Source organism: Catenuloplanes japonicus, from assembly GCF_000717135.1.
GTDB lineage: Bacteria > Actinomycetota > Actinomycetes > Mycobacteriales > Micromonosporaceae > Catenuloplanes > Catenuloplanes japonicus.
Map to the genome: position 1 here is coordinate 198,540 of NZ_JNXY01000024.1, position 14,693 is coordinate 213,232.

At 73.7% G+C, this 14,693-nt stretch carries 17 protein-coding genes and 1 pseudogene; 8 read left to right on the forward strand and 10 right to left on the reverse strand.

Annotation, left to right across the window (positions count from 1 at the left end):
• Positions 1-28: 28 nt before the first annotated feature.
• A complete protein-coding gene (locus OP04_RS56560) occupies positions 29-163 on the forward strand; it encodes a hypothetical protein (protein ID WP_269746717.1) in 135 nt (44 codons plus the stop codon).
• Between the two features lie 5 nt (positions 164-168).
• Here OP04_RS56560 and OP04_RS30065 read toward each other — a convergent pair whose 3' ends face one another.
• From OP04_RS30065 to OP04_RS30105, 9 genes are all read right to left on the reverse strand, one after another.
• Positions 169-675, reverse strand: a complete 507-nt coding sequence (locus tag OP04_RS30065) for a DM13 domain-containing protein (RefSeq protein ID WP_085066872.1) — start codon at positions 673-675, stop codon at positions 169-171.
• Between the two features lie 60 nt (positions 676-735).
• A complete protein-coding gene (locus OP04_RS30070) occupies positions 736-1,764 on the reverse strand; it encodes a sensor histidine kinase (RefSeq protein ID WP_033343222.1) in 1,029 nt (342 codons plus the stop codon).
• Between the two features lie 164 nt (positions 1,765-1,928).
• Positions 1,929-2,864 (reverse strand): SDR family oxidoreductase, encoded by a 936-nt coding sequence (locus OP04_RS30075; RefSeq protein WP_033343223.1) that lies wholly within the window; start codon positions 2,862-2,864, stop codon positions 1,929-1,931.
• A gap of 155 nt (positions 2,865-3,019) precedes the next feature.
• Positions 3,020-3,721 carry a response regulator transcription factor gene (locus OP04_RS30080; RefSeq protein WP_033343350.1) on the reverse strand — a complete coding sequence of 234 codons (702 nt, stop codon included), beginning with the start codon at positions 3,719-3,721 and terminating at the stop codon, positions 3,020-3,022.
• Positions 3,722-3,731: 10 nt separating this feature from the next.
• Positions 3,732-4,160 (reverse strand): hypothetical protein, encoded by a 429-nt coding sequence (locus OP04_RS30085; protein ID WP_051799341.1) that lies wholly within the window; start codon positions 4,158-4,160, stop codon positions 3,732-3,734.
• Positions 4,157-5,542: a molybdopterin-dependent oxidoreductase gene (locus OP04_RS30090; RefSeq protein WP_063746710.1), complete on the reverse strand. Its 1,386-nt coding sequence runs from the start codon at positions 5,540-5,542 to the stop codon at positions 4,157-4,159. Before OP04_RS30090 ends, OP04_RS30085 begins: the two co-directional genes overlap by 4 nt.
• Positions 5,515-6,132 carry a methyltransferase domain-containing protein gene (locus tag OP04_RS30095; RefSeq protein WP_033343225.1) on the reverse strand — a complete coding sequence of 206 codons (618 nt, stop codon included), beginning with the start codon at positions 6,130-6,132 and terminating at the stop codon, positions 5,515-5,517. Before OP04_RS30095 ends, OP04_RS30090 begins: the two co-directional genes overlap by 28 nt.
• On the reverse strand, positions 6,129-6,776 hold the full coding sequence (locus tag OP04_RS30100) for a TIGR04282 family arsenosugar biosynthesis glycosyltransferase (RefSeq protein WP_033343226.1): 648 nt from the start codon (positions 6,774-6,776) through the stop codon (positions 6,129-6,131). Before OP04_RS30100 ends, OP04_RS30095 begins: the two co-directional genes overlap by 4 nt.
• A complete protein-coding gene (locus OP04_RS30105) occupies positions 6,773-7,432 on the reverse strand; it encodes a glycosyltransferase (RefSeq protein WP_033343227.1) in 660 nt (219 codons plus the stop codon). Before OP04_RS30105 ends, OP04_RS30100 begins: the two co-directional genes overlap by 4 nt.
• Before the next feature lie 113 nt (positions 7,433-7,545).
• On the opposite strand from OP04_RS30105, the gene OP04_RS30110 reads away from it, so the two are divergent.
• Positions 7,546-8,595 (forward strand): NAD-dependent epimerase/dehydratase family protein, encoded by a 1,050-nt coding sequence (locus tag OP04_RS30110; protein ID WP_033343228.1) that lies wholly within the window; start codon positions 7,546-7,548, stop codon positions 8,593-8,595.
• A complete protein-coding gene (locus OP04_RS30115) occupies positions 8,592-9,974 on the forward strand; it encodes a hypothetical protein (protein ID WP_051799342.1) in 1,383 nt (460 codons plus the stop codon). Before OP04_RS30110 ends, OP04_RS30115 begins: the two co-directional genes overlap by 4 nt.
• A gap of 293 nt (positions 9,975-10,267) precedes the next feature.
• Here the strand turns inward: OP04_RS30115 and OP04_RS30120 are convergent, their stop codons facing one another.
• Positions 10,268-10,792 carry a TetR family transcriptional regulator gene (locus OP04_RS30120; protein ID WP_033343229.1) on the reverse strand — a complete coding sequence of 175 codons (525 nt, stop codon included), beginning with the start codon at positions 10,790-10,792 and terminating at the stop codon, positions 10,268-10,270.
• A 72-nt stretch (positions 10,793-10,864) separates the two neighbouring features.
• On the opposite strand from OP04_RS30120, the gene OP04_RS30125 reads away from it, so the two are divergent.
• From OP04_RS30125 to OP04_RS55910, 5 genes and pseudogenes are all read left to right on the forward strand, one after another.
• A complete protein-coding gene (locus OP04_RS30125) occupies positions 10,865-11,539 on the forward strand; it encodes an SDR family oxidoreductase (RefSeq protein WP_033343230.1) in 675 nt (224 codons plus the stop codon).
• A 76-nt stretch (positions 11,540-11,615) separates the two neighbouring features.
• Positions 11,616-12,617 (forward strand): LLM class flavin-dependent oxidoreductase, encoded by a 1,002-nt coding sequence (locus tag OP04_RS30130; RefSeq protein WP_033343231.1) that lies wholly within the window; start codon positions 11,616-11,618, stop codon positions 12,615-12,617.
• 163 nt (positions 12,618-12,780) lie between these two features.
• The gene (locus OP04_RS30135; protein ID WP_033343232.1) at positions 12,781-13,029 is read left to right on the forward strand and encodes a hypothetical protein; all 249 of its coding nucleotides are present in this window, start codon (positions 12,781-12,783) and stop codon (positions 13,027-13,029) included.
• A gap of 113 nt (positions 13,030-13,142) precedes the next feature.
• Complete coding sequence (locus OP04_RS30140; protein ID WP_033343233.1) at positions 13,143-13,787, forward strand: RNA polymerase sigma factor; 645 nt, start codon at positions 13,143-13,145, stop codon at positions 13,785-13,787.
• 194 nt (positions 13,788-13,981) lie between these two features.
• Positions 13,982-14,446: pseudogene (locus OP04_RS55910) on the forward strand (sigma factor); the annotation flags it as partial.
• Positions 14,447-14,693: the final 247 nt, after the last annotated feature.

The window sequence follows — 14,693 nt, forward strand, 5'->3', positions numbered from 1 at the left end:
CGGGCGCTGCCGCGGGCGGGAGGCGCTGATGACGCGGTGCGGCAGGGTGGGCGAGGCGCAGGACGCGGCGCCGGCGAATCCGGACGAGCAGGAGCGGGCGGCGTTCAGGCGGCTGCTCGGCAAGGCGGCCGGTGCGACCGCCGCCGAGGTCATGGCCACATAGGACGGTCAGGCGAGGTCGGCTGCGCCGAACGAGACCGAGAACCGCACGCACCAGATGGTGACGCTGGTCAGCCGGTCGAGGTCGGTGCCGGGCGGGATGACGTAGGCCTGGTCGCCGCGGTTGCCCTTGAGCCGGCCCAGCTCGACGCTGGCGCCGTCGTCGAAGACGCGCCAGCCGGCGGTGCCGGGAAGGACGGGCTGGTCGGAGAGCCAGACGCGCAGGTCCGGGCCGTCGGAGGTGTCGAGACCGGCGATCTCCAGCGTGTGGGAGCCGTCCGGGTCGCGGATCACGCGCGCGAGGCCGGTCGTGTCGTGCTCATGGCTGATGAACTCGCCCTGACGCACGAGCACCGGGCCGGCAGGCGTCGCAGAACCCAGCGGCTGAGCGTCCGGGGAGGACGACGGCACGCCCACCACCGTCAACGACTCCGCCACCTCACGATCGGTCACGATCTTCCACGGCTGGAACCAGTACAGGCCGGCCGTCACGACAACGACGAGAACCAGAGCCATCAGCGAACGACGAGGAGTAATCACCCCTTCAGTAGACCCCGGACCGCCCCGGACAGACCCTTACCGAATGATGACGGGCAGCCGCACCTCGAACCGGCACCCGTCCCCCGCATTGCGCACCGAGACCCGCCCGTCGTGCACCTCGACCAGCCCGCGCACGATCGCCAGCCCCAGCCCGCCCCCGGCAGCCCCGACCGTCTCCGCCCGATCCGGCGTCCGCGCACGCTCCCCCCGGAACGCCACATCGAACACCCGCCCCAGATCCGACTCCGCGATACCGCCGCACGTGTCCGACACCGCCAGCCACACGGCGTCCCGCTCACGCCCGCCCTCGATCCGGACCGTCCCCCCGACCGGCGTGTACCGCACCGCATTGACCAGCAGATTCCCGATCACGCGTGCCAGCTCGCGCTCCCCCGCCCGCACGACCGGCCACCCCGTCTCCGCCGCCACCAGCATGATCCCGCGGCTCTCGGCCAGCGGCGCCACGCCGGCGAGCGCATCCGACACCACGTCCCGCAGCGGTACGTCCGTGACCTCCGGCCGCAGCGCCCCCGCGTTGATCCGGGACAGCTCGAACAGGTCGTCGACCAGCCGGGTCATCCGATCCGTCTCGACCCTGATCCGGCGGTGGTACTCGGCCGCGGTCGCCGGGTCGCCGACCACGCCGTCCTCCAGCGCCTCCGCCATCGCGCGCAGCCCGGCGAGCGGCGTCCGCAGGTCGTGCGACACCCAGGCGACCAGCTCCCGGCGACCGGCCTCCAGGTGCCGCTCCCGTTCCCGCGCCGCCTGCGCCCAGACCGCGGCCGCGGCGAGCCGCCGCCCGAACAGCGCACCGAGCACCAGGCTCACCATCGCGGACGCCCCGACCGTGACCAGCACGACGCGCAGATCGTGCCCGGACAGGAACATCGCCTGCGCGACCGTGACGACACCGGCCACGACCGCGAGCACGGTGACGGCCAGCAGCAGCAGGATGTGCACCAGGATCGACCGGCCACGCAGCGCACGCAGCACGGTCGCCCCCACCACGCCGACCACGCCGCCGGCCAGCAACGCGTACACGCCGATCAGCAGCATGTCCCTCATGCGCTCACGCTACCCACGCCGTGGCCGCCCGGTCCTTGCGGATCCCTTACGGCTGCGGACCACCCCGGCGCCACAGATCATCAGGGGGTACGCCAGGCGCGCCCGCGACCCGGCCGTGCCGTCCCCACCGCGTCGAGCCCGCGGGGACGACACGGCCGCCACCGTCAGCCGGCCGGGAAGTAGTGGCCGTTGTCCAGATCGTCGCGCAGCCGCGGCTGCGCGGGCTCCCAGCCGAGCGTCCGGCGGGTGATGAGATTCGACGCCGGGTAGCTCTGCGTGACGATGTTCGCGAGGAACCCGAAGTAGCCCGGCACCATCAGCACGTCCGCCGGAATGCTCACCGCGGGCACGCCCAGCCGGGCGCCGACGGCCTCGGCGATCTCCCGGAACGGCACACCCCCGTCCTCGACCGCGTGCCAGTAGCTGCCGGCCGGCCCCTTCTCCAGCGCCAGCCGGAACAGCGACGCGACATCCCGGATGTGCACCGCGTTCCACAGATTCGCGCCGTCCCCGGGATAGCCCGCGAATCCTTTCTCCTTCGCGAGCGCGATCAGCCGCAGGAGGAAGCCGGCACGGTCGGTGGTGCTGTGCGCGATGTTCGCGATCCGCACGACCGACGACCGCACACCCCGCTCCGCGAGCCCGATGACCGTGGTCTCCACGACGTTGCGCGCGTGCAGCGTGCCCCGGTGCTCGTCGCCGGCGATCAAGGCCGAGTCCTCCTCCGTGACCGGCCGCCCCAGGGGTCCGGACGAGCCGATGCTTCCGGCCACGACCAGCGGTTTCCCTGTTCCGGCCAGTGCCTCGCCGTACGCGTGCATGATCGGGACCTCGGCCGCGGCCACGGCGTCGATCCCGCCGGTGACCAGCAGATCCTGCCGGTGCGCGACGTGAACGACGCCGTCGGCGTCCGCGGCCGCCTCCTTGAGCCCGTCGAGATCCTGCAGTTCCCCGCGGCGCACCTTCGCGCCGAGCGCGGAGATCGCCGCCGCGGCCGCCTCGGACCGGGCCAGTCCGGTGACCTCATGGCCGGCCGCGACGAGCTCGGGAATGATGTACGAACCGGAATGGCCGGTCCCGCCGGTGACAAAAACGCGCATGACACAGTCCTCGTGCAGATGAATGGAATCGCCGCTCTCATCGGGCCGCGATCCCACCGTTCCATCGACACACATGGCTGTCCAAGACCTCTTTCAGCCCTGGCGATACCCTCAGGACATCGCCGGACCGGGCGCGCCGCAGCAGCCGTCGCCCGTCATGCGCCGGTCGTCTCGTAGCGGTAGCCGACACCCCAGACCGTGAGGATGCGCCGGGGTTCGGCCGGATCGCGCTCGATCTTCTCCCGCAGCCGGCGCACGTGCACGGTCACGGTCGACTGGTCGCCGAACTGCCAGCCCCAGACCTTGCTGAGCAGGTCCGCCCGCGACCAGGACCGTCCGGGGCTGCTCAGCAGGAAGACCAGCAGGTCGAACTCGCGGACGGTCAGCCCGAGCTGCCGGCCGCCGAGCGTGACGGTCCGCCGGCCGGTGTCGACGGTCAGGTCACCGTCCGTGAGCACGGTCGGGGCGCTGTCCGCGAGCGCGTCCGCCCCGGCGCTGCGGCGCAGCACGGACCGGATGCGCAGGACCAGCTCACGCGGCGAGAACGGCTTGGTGACGTAGTCGTCCGCGCCGACCTCCAGGCCGAGCACCCGGTCCGCCTCCTCGCCGAGCGCGGTCAGCATCACGATCGGCAGCGCGGGCAACTGCCGGCGCAACACCCGGCAGACCTCGATGCCGTCGATCCCGGGCATCATCAGGTCCAGCACGACCAGGTCCGGCCGTTCCGCGGCGATCGCGGCGAGGCCGGTCGCACCGTCGGCGGCGAGCCGGACCTCGCAGCCGGCCTGTTCCAGATAGCGGCGCACGACGTCGCTGACGGTCGGGTCGTCGTCCACCACCAGCACCCGGTGTCCCATCCGGCTCACGCTACCGAGGATCGGGCCCGGGGTCGCCGACCGCCGTCCTTTCGGTTTCCTTACGCCCCCGGACCAGCGCCGGCAGGCCGGCGGTCAGGAGCACGATCACGACCATCAAGGGGTACGCCAGCGGGTGCGCCGCCGGGCCGGGCGGACGACCGGGGCTCAGCAGCAGCGGCAGCCCGACCGCGGCGAGCGCGACCGCGCAGAGCAGCAGCACCCGGATCGCGGACCGGCCCCGGCGCGGCACCCACCGGGTCACGAGCAGGCCCGCGACCAGCACGATCGGCATCCAGACCGCGTCGTGCACGACGAGCACGGCCGCGAGGAAGGCCAGTGTGCCGGCCGGACGGGCGTCCGGCGCGGTGAACAGGCCGATCATGGCGTAGCCCATGGCCGCGATCCCGGCGACGGCCGACAGCACGCGGAACGCTCTCACGATTCCTCCCGGACGGTGAGGCGGCCAACCCACTTCGTCTGCAGCACACCCGGCCGGTTCGGGGCGATCAGGCGTACCGGATAGCCGTGGTCCGGGTCCAGGATCTGGCCGTTGAGGCGCAACGCGAGCAGCGTGTCCGGGTCGTGGGTGTGCGGTGACGTGACGGTCGAGGCGCGGTAGCCGCCGTGCTCCTCCAGCGACTCGACCACCACCCGGCTGCGGCGGGGGTCGGCGCCGGCCAGCGCGACCAGGTCCGCGAGCCGGACGCCGGTCCACTCGGCGGTCACGCTCCACCCTTCCACGCACGCGATCGGCAGCCGGACCGTGTGCGGGGTGAGCGCGGTCAGCGCGGCCAGGTCGAGGTGGCGGACGCCGACCGGCCCGTCCAGGACGAGCCGGTAGCCGGGGTCCGCGATCGACGCGAGCACGCCCGCGTCGGCGGCGGTCCGGTTGACCGGCAGGCCTTGCGGCCCGGTGCCGGGGCGGCGCGGGGTCAGCACGGCCAGCCCCGCCAGCGGGCGCACCGTCTGGCCCACGGTGAACAGCGTGATCAGCCCGGCCGCCGCCCCGGCCCCGACGAGCAGCTCCCGCCGGTACGCCGACGCGGCGAGCGGCTCGGCAGGCGGCTCCGGCGGCTCGGACGACGGCCCTGACGGCGCGGCACGGACGCTGGGCGGCCCGGCCGTCGCGGGATCCGTCGCGGACGGCCCGGACGGCGCGGCATCGGTGCGGGCGGGCCCGGCCGGGACAGCGCCGAGCGGGCCGGCGCCCTCTGCCGGCCTCCGGTCCGGTGCCCGGCGCAGGGCCGCGCGAGTGATCGGCAGCTTGACCGCGAGGTGCAGCAGCAACGCGCCGATCGCCAGCCAGCCGATCCAGTAGTGCGCGGCCGTGAACAGGAACGGCATCGGCGCGTACCAGCGGGAGACGTTGAGCACGCCACTGACCAGCTGGAACAGGGCGGCGGCGACCAGTGCGCCGATGCCCGCCCGCTCGGCCGCGTGCGTGACGCTGCGCGCGGGCGGCCAGGTGAACAGCAGCGGATAGACCGCCCAGAGCTTCGCGCCGAGCAACGGCACGCAGGCGAGACCGGTCGCCACGTGCAGGCCCTGGGTGACCTGGTAGAGCCGGGCGGGACGCGACGGCCACCAGAACCATCCGGGCGGATGCTGGATGAGGTGGCTGAGCAGCCCGGTCACGAAGCAGACCGCGAACGCGGCGCCGAGCAGCACGCCGAGCCGGGCGGTGAGCGCGGTGGAGCGGCCACCGGACCGGAACGCGCCCGCTCGCAACGGCCCGCGCCGCAGATATCCCGGTGGCGGCGGGAGCGGCGTCGTCAGGTAGGTCCACAGGCGACTCAGCGGCGGGTGAGGGTGGCGAACCATCGGCCGGCCTCCGTCCGGGTGTGCAGCACGCGCAGGCCGGCCGCGGTGGCCGGGCCGCTCAGGTCGTCGATCGGGACGGCGGCCCAGGAGATCGTGGTGGCGCCGGCGCCGCTGCGCGCGATCGCCGTGCCGGACCAGGTCGGGGTGCCGGGCGGCGCGAGTTCCGCGTGCAGCAGGCCGGACGGTCCCAGCAGCGCGCGGCAGCGGCGCAGCAGCCGGACCGGGTCACCGCCGATGCCGATGTTGCCGTCCGCCAGCAGCAGGTGCTCCCAGCGGCCCGCCCCCGGCAGCGGGTCGAACACGTCCCGCAGCAGCGCCGACGCGCCCCGGCGCCGTGCCATCCGGACGGCGGCGGCACTGACGTCGATGCCGAGCGCGGGCCGTCCCGCACGGGCCAGTGCGACCGTGAGCCGGCCGGGGCCGCACCCGACGTCGAGCGTGGGGCCGGTGCACGCGTCGCGCAGGACGCTGTCGCCGGGCAGGTCGTCCCGGCACCAGAGCGCGGGCTCGAACGTGACGTCCCGGACCGTGATCGTGGCCGGCCGTCCCGCTTCCAGGCGCCGGAACGCGTCCTCGAAGACCGCGGTCACAGGCCCACCGCCGCGACGGTACGGGCGAACCGGCTGTCCCCGGCGCAGAGCGCGGCGGCCTCGGCCGCGTCGGCCGCGGTGTCCACGTCGCGCAGCACCGGCAGCAGCGCCACCCGCAGGCCCTCGCCGCGGAACAGGGCGAGCGTCCGCGCGCCGGTGTCGGACCGGGAGGTGGGAATGTCGCGCAACCCGGCGACGGCGGCGCGAGCCTTCGTGCCCCCGGGATCGCGCAGGCCGAGCGCCCACCAGCCGCCGTCCGCGGCGAGGCCGAGCACCGCGTCCGGCCCGCCCCAGCCGGTCAGCAGACGCAGCGCCGCGTCGAGCCCGGCCGTGGTCAGCTGCGGGGTGTCCATGCCGATCAGGATCGTGGCCGGGCCGGCGTGGTCGGCGAACGCGTGCGCGAGCCGCTCCCCCAGCGGCCCGCCGCGCTGCGCGGTGACCGTCCAGCCGGGCGGCGCCGGGTGGGCGCCGTCGAGGACGAGCACCCGCCGGTCCGCGGCCGACGCGGTGACGGTGTCCACGGTGTCCGCGAGCGCGGCCGCGGCGACGCCCGCGGCCTGCTCCGGGGTGCACGGCGGGCACAGCCTGGTCTTCACCCGGCCCGGCACCGGCGCCTTGGCCAGCAGCAGGATCTGGCCGGTCATCGGGCGAGCACCGCGCTCATGTCACGCACGGCGCGGGCCGTGCCGAGCACGGTGCCGGTGACCTTGGAGTGGGTGCCGGCCGCACGCGGGTGGTAGTCGACGTCGACCTCCAGCACCTCCCAGCCGGCCCGCCCGGCCGCGATCAGCAACTCCAGCGGATATCCGAAGCGGCGGTCGCGCAGGCCGAGCGAGAGCAGGTCGTCGCGTCGGACGGCCCGCATCGGGCCGATGTCGTGGACCTGCAGCCCGGTGGTGCGGCGCAGCCGGCGGGCGAGCACCGCGTTGCCGGCCCGCGCATGCAGCGGCCACACCCCGCGGGCGACCGGGCGGCGGCGGGCGGTGGCGAGCCGGGCCCGCCCGTCCCGGACCGGATCGGCCAGCAGCGGCAGCTGGGCCGGGTCGAACGAGCCGTCCGCGTCCATCACGCAGACCACGCCGTCGTCCGGGTCCGCGGCGAGGACCCCGGCGTGGACGGCGGCGCCGTAGCCGGGCTGCGGGCAGGTGATCACCTCCGCGCCGTGCGCGCGGGCCACGGCGGCGGTCGCGTCGGCCGAGCCGTTGTCGACGACGATCGGCCGGTAGCCGGCCGGCATCCTGGTCAGCAGGCCCGGCAGGGCCCGTTCCTCATCACGGCAGGGCAGCACCACATCGGTCATGCTCCGCACGCTATGAGGGATCCGGCCCGCGAATCCTTATCGAACGATGACGAACCCTTACCGTCCGGTGACGTACGCCGCCGAACCCCTGCCGCGGCCCTACGGTCGGCACCGTGACACATGTGCTTGTGACCGGCGGTGCCGGCTTCATCGGATCGCACGTGGTGGAGGCGCTGCTCAGCGCGGGCCACGACGTGACCGTCATCGACTCCGGCAGCCCGGCCGCGCACCGGGCGCCGATCCCGGCGGAGATCGCCGGCTGCCCGGTCCGGGTCGCGGACGTCCGTGACCGGACCGCGATGGACGATGCGCTCTCCGGCGTGGACGTGGTGGTGCACCAGGCCGCGATGGTCGGGCTCGGCGTCGACCTGGACGACCTGCCGGACTACGTGGGCGCGAACGACCTGGGCACCGCGGTGCTGCTGGCCGCGATGGCCCGTGCCCGGGTACGCCGCCTGGTGCTCGCCAGCTCGATGGTCGTCTACGGCGAGGGCGCCTACGAGTGCCCGCGGCACGGCCCGTCCCGCCCGGAGCCGCGTGCCGAGGCCGACCTCGCCGCCGGACGGTTCGAGGCGGTCTGCCCGGACTGCGGGGCGTCGCTCGTCCCCGGGCTGATCGGTGAGGACGCACCGCTCGACCCGCGCAGCGTCTACGCGGCCACGAAGGTCGCGCAGGAGCACCTGACCTCGGCATGGGCGCGGCAGACCGGGGGCGCGGTGGCGGCGCTGCGATACCACAACGTGTACGGGCCGCGGATGCCGAAGGACACGCCGTACAGCGGGGTGGCCGCGATCTTCCGGTCCTCGCTGGCGGCCGGCCGCCCGCCGCGGGTGTTCGAGGACGGCGGTCAGCGGCGCGACTTCGTGCACGTGCGCGACGTGGCGGCCGCGAACGTGGCCGCGCTGGTCTCGACCGCGGCACGGCCGGGCTGGCGTGCGTACAACGTCGCCTCCGGCCACCCGGCGACCATCGGTGAGATGGCTGTGGCGCTGTCCGAGGCGGCGGGCGGTCCGACGCCGGTGACCACCGGGGAATTCCGGCTCGGCGACGTGCGGCACGTGGTCGCGTCGCCGCGGCGGGCCGAGACGGAGCTGGGCTTCCGGGCCGCCGTGCTGCCGGCGGCCGGGATGGCGGAGTTCGCCGACGCTCCGCTGCGCGGATGAGCCCGGATCCGACCGGGCCGAGCCCGGACCTCGCCCGGCGGACACGGCCGAGGCCCCATCCGGACGCGGTCGCCGGCGGGCTCGCGATCGGGCTGGTCGTCGTCGCCGCGGTCGTCGGCGGGTTGCTGTGGCTCGCCGGATCGCCGGTCTACGCCCCGGCCGCGCCGCTGTTCGCGCACTGGCTCCCGCACGCCGGACCGGGCACCCCGCCGGCCGTGGCGATCGCGGTCCTGGTCTGCGTCCACGGCCCGCGCGTGGCTGCCACGCTGTCGTGGCGGTGGCTGCCGGTCGTGGCCTATCCGACCGCGGTCGCCTGGACGCTGGCGCTCGCGCTGGTCGACGGCTGGGACCGGGGCGTGGCGGGCCGGCTCACCACCACACACGAATATCTGCACGAGGTCCCGGGCGTCACCGACGTGCCTGCGATGCTGGCCGGGTTCACCGGCCGGATCCTCGACTTCCAGCCGGATTCGTGGACCACGCACGTGTCCGGGCATCCGCCGGGCGCGCTGCTGGTCTTCGTCGCGCTGGACCGGCTGGGCCTCGGCGGTGGCGGCTGGGCCGGAATGCTGTGCGTGCTGACCGGCGCGCTGATCGCGGTCGCGGTGCCCTGGACGGTGCGGTCACTCGGCACGGACGACGCCGCGCGGGCCGCCGTGCCGTTCGTGGTGCTGTTCCCCGGCGCGGTGTGGGTGGGCGTGTCCGCGGACGGGCTGTTCGCCGGCGTCACCGCCACCGGGATCGCGCTGCTGGCGTCCGGTGCGGTGCGGCGGCGCCCGGTCCGGCTGTTCACCGCGGGCGTGCTGCTCGGCTTCGGCTGCTTCCTGTCGTACGGACTGGTGCTGATGGCCCCGATCGCGCTGGCCGTGCTGGTGCTCGCCCGGACCCGGGTGCTGATCGCGGTGTGGGCACCGGTCGGCGCGGCCGTGGTCGTGGCCGCCTTCGCCGCCGCCGGATTCTGGTGGCCGACCGGATACCACCTGGTCATCGAGCGGTACTACCAGGGGATCGCCACGGACCGGCGGTACGCGTACTGGGTCTGGGCGAACCTGGCCGCGCTCACGGTCAGCGCCGGGCCGGCCGCCGCGGCGATCGTGCGCCGGGCCGCGTCGCGCGCCGTCCGGGCGGTCCGTCCGCGGATCATGCCCCGTCGGGGCCCGCACGCGACCTGGGTGCTGGTGGCGGCCGCGGTCCTGGCGATCCTGGCGGCGGACGCGTCCGGCTACAGCAAGGCCGAGGTCGAGCGGATCTGGCTGCCGTTCGCGATCTGGCTGCTCGCCGGCGCCGGCATGCTGCCCCTTCGGCACCACCGGGCCTGGCTCGGGGTCCAGGCCGCGGTGGCGCTGATCGTCAACCATCTGCTGCTGACCCACTGGTGAGCCGCTGCGGGCACGGACCGGGCCGGGCGGGCCCGGCCGTGCCGTAGCAGGCCTCGCGCATCAATTCCCGCAGGTCGTCGAGCATCGGCAGGTGCGGGTTCGCGGGCGCACCCTGTTCCGCGTGGGCGTTCAACCGCCTGATGCGGCAGCGGCCAGGAACGCGTGCTCGTCGACGCCGGCCGCCCGGAACGACGCGGGGATGCCGGCGTCCTCCCGCAGCCACCCTCTCGGCGGGCGTCGCGGGGACCTTCACCCCCACTGAGCGCTCAGACCGCGCTCTCAAGACCGCGCTCTCAGACCGCGCGCGGGACCAGACGGTCGCGGGCGGTGGCGAGGATGCGGTCGGAGACGTCCGTGCCGGCGGTGGCGCGCGCGAGGATGATCGCGCCGACCATGGTGCTCAGCGTGGCCAGGTCGCCGTCCAGCCAGTCCGCGTACATCTCGACGCCCCGGGCGTACTCCGCCCGCGCGCCCGCGTCCTGCCCGGCCCGTGCCAGGTCGCCGCCGAAGCCCGCGGACGGGCAGCCGTCGCCGGCCGCGTCCCGGTGCGCGGCGGAGAGGTAGCCCGCGATGAACGCGTCCCGCGGCACGGTGGCCAGCAGGTCCGCCCGCTGCGCGAACGCCTGCGCGACCGCCTCCGCGACCAGTGCCTCCTTGGAGGCGAAGTGCTTGTAGAAGCCGCCGTGCGTCAGACCGGCCTCGGCCATCACGTCCGCGACGCTGACGCCGGCCACCCCGCGCTCGCGGAACAGCCGCGCCGCGATCCGCACGATCTGCTTCCGGTTCTCCTGCGCCTGTGCCTGCGATACCCGTCCCATGATCCCCAGTATAGATGTGGTGTGTCATCTATTACCCTTGACCTGTTAGATGATGTGCGTAATCTAAAGCGCATGGAACTCACCCAGGCAGTCGCGCTGGTCACCGGCGCCAACCGCGGTCTCGGCCGCCACCTCGCATCCCAGCTGCTCGCCCGCGGCGCCACCGTCTACGCCGGTGCACGCGACCCGGAGACGATCGACCTGCCCGGCGTCGTACCGGTGCGGATCGACGTCACCGACCCCGCCTCCGTGCGACACGCGGTCACGGCCGCGCCGGACGTCAACCTCCTGATCAACAACGCCGGGTCCGCCACCGGGCAGGCGCTGCTCGACGGCGACACCGACCTGATCCGCCTGGAGATGGAGACGCACTACTTCGGCACGCTCACCGTCACCCGCGCGTTCGCACCGGTCATCGAGGCGGCCGGCGGCGGCGCGATCCTCAACGTGCTGTCCGTGCTCTCCTGGCACCACCCGGCGTGGGCCGGCGCCTACAGCGCGGCCAAGGCCGCGGGATGGGCCATGACCGACGCGGTACGCGAAGAGCTGGCCCCGCGCGGCATCACCGTCTCCGCACTGCACGTCGGCTTCATGGACACGGACATGGCCGCCTCCATCCCGGCCGACCAGAAGATCGACCCCGCACTGGTGGCCGCGCTCGCGCTCGACGGCATCGCCGCGGGCACGCCGCAGATCCTCGCGGACGACGTCACCCGCGGGGTCAAGGCCGGGCTCGCGGCGGCCTGACCCGTACCCCCGGCCGGCCCTTGATCTGAAAACTGCCGACCACGGGATCATCGCGGAGCGTGGCTAGGGTGGCGGCATGGGAATCGCACTGTCTGCACTGGAGCTGGCGCTGACCGAGGACGGGCGGACGGCCACGGAGGCGCTCGACGCCGCCGGGCGCGCCGTGAAGGCCGTCGACGAACTCGGATACCGGCGGGTCTGGTTCGCGGAGCACCACGGCGCCGGGATCGCGTCCAGCGTGGTCCCGGCCGTCCTGATCGCGCACTACGCGGCGCAGACCGGCCGGATCCGGCTCGGCTCCGGCGGCGTCCTCGCCCCGAACCACGCGCCGCTCGCGCTCGCCGAGCAGTTCGCCACGCTCGCCGCGCTCCACCCGGACCGCATCGATCTGGGCGTCGGCCGCGGTCCCGGCACCCACGACGAGAAGATCATCCGTGGGCTGCGCCGCGGCGGCGAGCCGTCGACCGACGCGGAGTACCAGGCGGACGTGGCGGAGCTGATCGGCTACCTGTCCGGCGAGGCGGGCGTCGCGCTGATCAACGGCTGGCCGCCGGCCGCCGGCGGGCCCGCGCCGTGGCTGCTGTCCTCCAGCCCGGCCGGCGCGGAGCTGGCCGCGCGGCTCGGGCTGCCGATCGCGCTCGCCCACCACATCCGCCCGGACAACACGGTCGCGGCCGCGGCACGCTACCGCGAGCTGTTCACGCCGTCCCGCTGGGCCGACCGGCCGTACGTGATGATCTGCGTCGAGACGATCGTCGCGGACACCGACGAGGAGGCCGCCCGCCTGGGCCGCGCCATGGACGTGGCCAAGGTCGGCGCCATGACCGGCCAGATCGCGCTCGCGCTCCCCACACCCGCACAGGCCGAGAGCCACGGGGTCCCGGAGGCCGCCCGCGACATGATCGCGGCCCACTCGGCATCACAGGCCCGCGGCAGCGTCGAGACGGTCGCGCGCCGCTTCACGGACCTGGTGGACCAGACCGGCGCGGACGAGCTGATGCTGTTCTGCGGCGTGTACGACCCGCAGGCGCGGGTCCGCAGCTACGAGCTGGCGGCAAAGGCGGCGGGACTGTCCTGATCCGTTCGTACCGGCTGTCCGTGGTCTCGAGGCTCGGCGAGACCACGGGCGGGCGGCAGCGCCTCGATGCGCCAGCCACCGATCTTCACGCCACGGCCCGGCCACAGATCTCAGGTCAGGAGAGCGGTGCAACGGCACCGTCCGGGTCACGGGCAGGACGAACATGAGCATCGACGATGAGAACGAGACCGGTGCTGCGCGGCAGCGCATCGCGGACGTCACCGGATCACGGCCTCCGCGGGACGTCGTGGATGTTCGAGGACCGGGCACCACCGGGCTGTTGGGGATGATCAACGGAATGCTGGTGGGGATCGGCGGGGTCTACGCCGTCTCGGCCTCGGTGGTGGTGACGGCGATCGCCTCGGTGTCGGCCGTGATCGTGGTCGGAGTGCTCGTCCTGACCCGGCAATGACCGCCGTCTCAAAAAAGTGCGGAGGGCACCTTCACACGGGCTCGGTCCTGCGGATCCAGGGAGGTGAGGGCGGACAGTCCGCGACGACGAACCGGAGGTTGGCCGTGATCCGAATGGAGAAGGGCTTGATTCAGGCGCCGCCTGATCACCGCGCCCGGCCCGATACCGGGATCTCCATGCCAGACCTCCTGGATTTCGACAACTTCTATGACGCGATATACCCCCGCCTCCTGAAAATGGGGATCATGGCCGGCATCGCGGTCGGCGTCTCGCACGGCAGCGCGGTCGCCGAGGCCGAGGAAGCGATCAACGAGGTGATGCTCCGCCTCTACCAGCGTTGGAACACGCCGGGGCGTCCCATCTACCCGGTCGCCTACGCCAGCCAGGCGGTCAGAAACGAACTCTCGAAGCGCCGGCAACGGGACGCCGACCGGCTGAAACGCCAGATCGCCGGAGGCCACCTCGTTCCCGAGGCTGAGATGTGCCCGGAACTGAGCGAGCACGAGAGCTGGGAATGGGTGATACAGCAGCTGGGCGCTCTTTCTCCGGCTCAGCGCGAGGTGATGGCGTGCTTCCTTGATGGGATAAGCGCGCAGGAGATCGCCCCCGTCGTCGGCAAGACGGAGGCCACTGTCCGCCAGCACCTGCACCTGGCTCGCGAACGTCTCAAGCGCCTCCTGACGGAGGAGAAGGAGAACATGACGCGCGAGGTGTGTGCGGCCGGCACCACGGGTCTGTCCGGGAAGGAGAACCGGTGAACACCTCCGACGACGGCTCCACCCCCCGCCTGCACGAGCCGACCATGCAGGAACTGGCCATCGACGTCCTCGGCCTTGTCGATCAGATCGTGGAGTCCCGCCTGGCCGGCGGTGAACTCGCCCGGCGGCGTGCCCGCCTCAAGGCCGTCGCTGCTGCGGAGGCATTGGTGTGCACCGTCCCTGACGACCTGCTGAGAGAAGCCGCCCCTCCCCCGCAGAGTCCCCTGATCGTGACCGAATTGCCGAGGTGGATGAACACCATCCCGGCTGCGGAGTCCCCGCGAACGCACGCCACGTCATCGGGAAGCACAGCGCCGGACTCAAGCGGGGTCGGAAAGCTGGTCGAGCGCGCCCAAGCCGGCGAGTCCGAGGCGTTCGGGCTGATCTACGACCGCTACGTGGACACGGTTTTCCGTTTCATCCGATCCCGGGTCGGCAACCGGCAACTCGCCGAGGACCTGACGTCGGACACGTTCCTGCACGCGCTCAAGCGGATCGGCAGCTTCACCCAGCAGGGCCGCGACCTCGGCGCCTGGCTGGTCACGATCGCCCGCGACCAGGTCGCCGACCGTCTCGCATCCAGGCAGCACCTCACCGGCGATGTGCTCAACACGGACCGCGGGCCGGACGCGGCCGTCGCCGATCACGTCACCACGGTGGGCGCGATCGAGACACCGCAGGTCCGGAAGGCACGGTTCACGTTCGTCACACAGAGGATGCGGTTGAGGAGATCGCCGACGAGCGAGCCGGCAACCCGGTTCGCCGCCCTGGCCAGGGCGGAAGCGAAGACGCCACCACATTCTCCGGGCCAGGATATCGATCAGCGGCTCGACCCGCTGGTAGCTGTCGTTCGGGCCCTCTCGGAGATGCCTGCGGGCGTCGGCATCGATCCTGGCTTCCGTGCCT

Bases quoted from the DNA above. Each gene is read 5' to 3' on its own strand.
- OP04_RS30100 (WP_033343226.1), bottom strand. From the start codon at position 6,776: ATGACCGGCCAGATCCTGCTGCTGGCCAAGGCGCCGGTGCCGGGCCGG.
- OP04_RS30105 (WP_033343227.1), bottom strand. From the start codon at position 7,432: ATGACCGATGTGGTGCTGCCCTGCCGTGATGAGGAACGGGCCCTGCCG.
- OP04_RS30125 (WP_033343230.1), top strand. From the start codon at position 10,865: ATGGAACTCACCCAGGCAGTCGCGCTGGTCACCGGCGCCAACCGCGGT.
- OP04_RS30065 (WP_085066872.1), bottom strand. From the start codon at position 675: ATGGCTCTGGTTCTCGTCGTTGTCGTGACGGCCGGCCTGTACTGGTTC.
- OP04_RS30115 (WP_051799342.1), top strand. From the start codon at position 8,592: ATGAGCCCGGATCCGACCGGGCCGAGCCCGGACCTCGCCCGGCGGACA.
- OP04_RS30075 (WP_033343223.1), bottom strand. From the start codon at position 2,864: ATGCGCGTTTTTGTCACCGGCGGGACCGGCCATTCCGGTTCGTACATC.
- OP04_RS56560 (WP_269746717.1), top strand. From the start codon at position 29: ATGACGCGGTGCGGCAGGGTGGGCGAGGCGCAGGACGCGGCGCCGGCG.
- OP04_RS30090 (WP_063746710.1), bottom strand. From the start codon at position 5,542: ATGGTTCGCCACCCTCACCCGCCGCTGAGTCGCCTGTGGACCTACCTG.
- OP04_RS30135 (WP_033343232.1), top strand. From the start codon at position 12,781: ATGAGCATCGACGATGAGAACGAGACCGGTGCTGCGCGGCAGCGCATC.
- OP04_RS30120 (WP_033343229.1), bottom strand. From the start codon at position 10,792: ATGGGACGGGTATCGCAGGCACAGGCGCAGGAGAACCGGAAGCAGATC.
- OP04_RS30140 (WP_033343233.1), top strand. From the start codon at position 13,143: ATGGAGAAGGGCTTGATTCAGGCGCCGCCTGATCACCGCGCCCGGCCC.
- OP04_RS30080 (WP_033343350.1), bottom strand. From the start codon at position 3,721: ATGGGACACCGGGTGCTGGTGGTGGACGACGACCCGACCGTCAGCGAC.
- OP04_RS30130 (WP_033343231.1), top strand. From the start codon at position 11,616: ATGGGAATCGCACTGTCTGCACTGGAGCTGGCGCTGACCGAGGACGGG.
- OP04_RS30070 (WP_033343222.1), bottom strand. From the start codon at position 1,764: ATGAGGGACATGCTGCTGATCGGCGTGTACGCGTTGCTGGCCGGCGGC.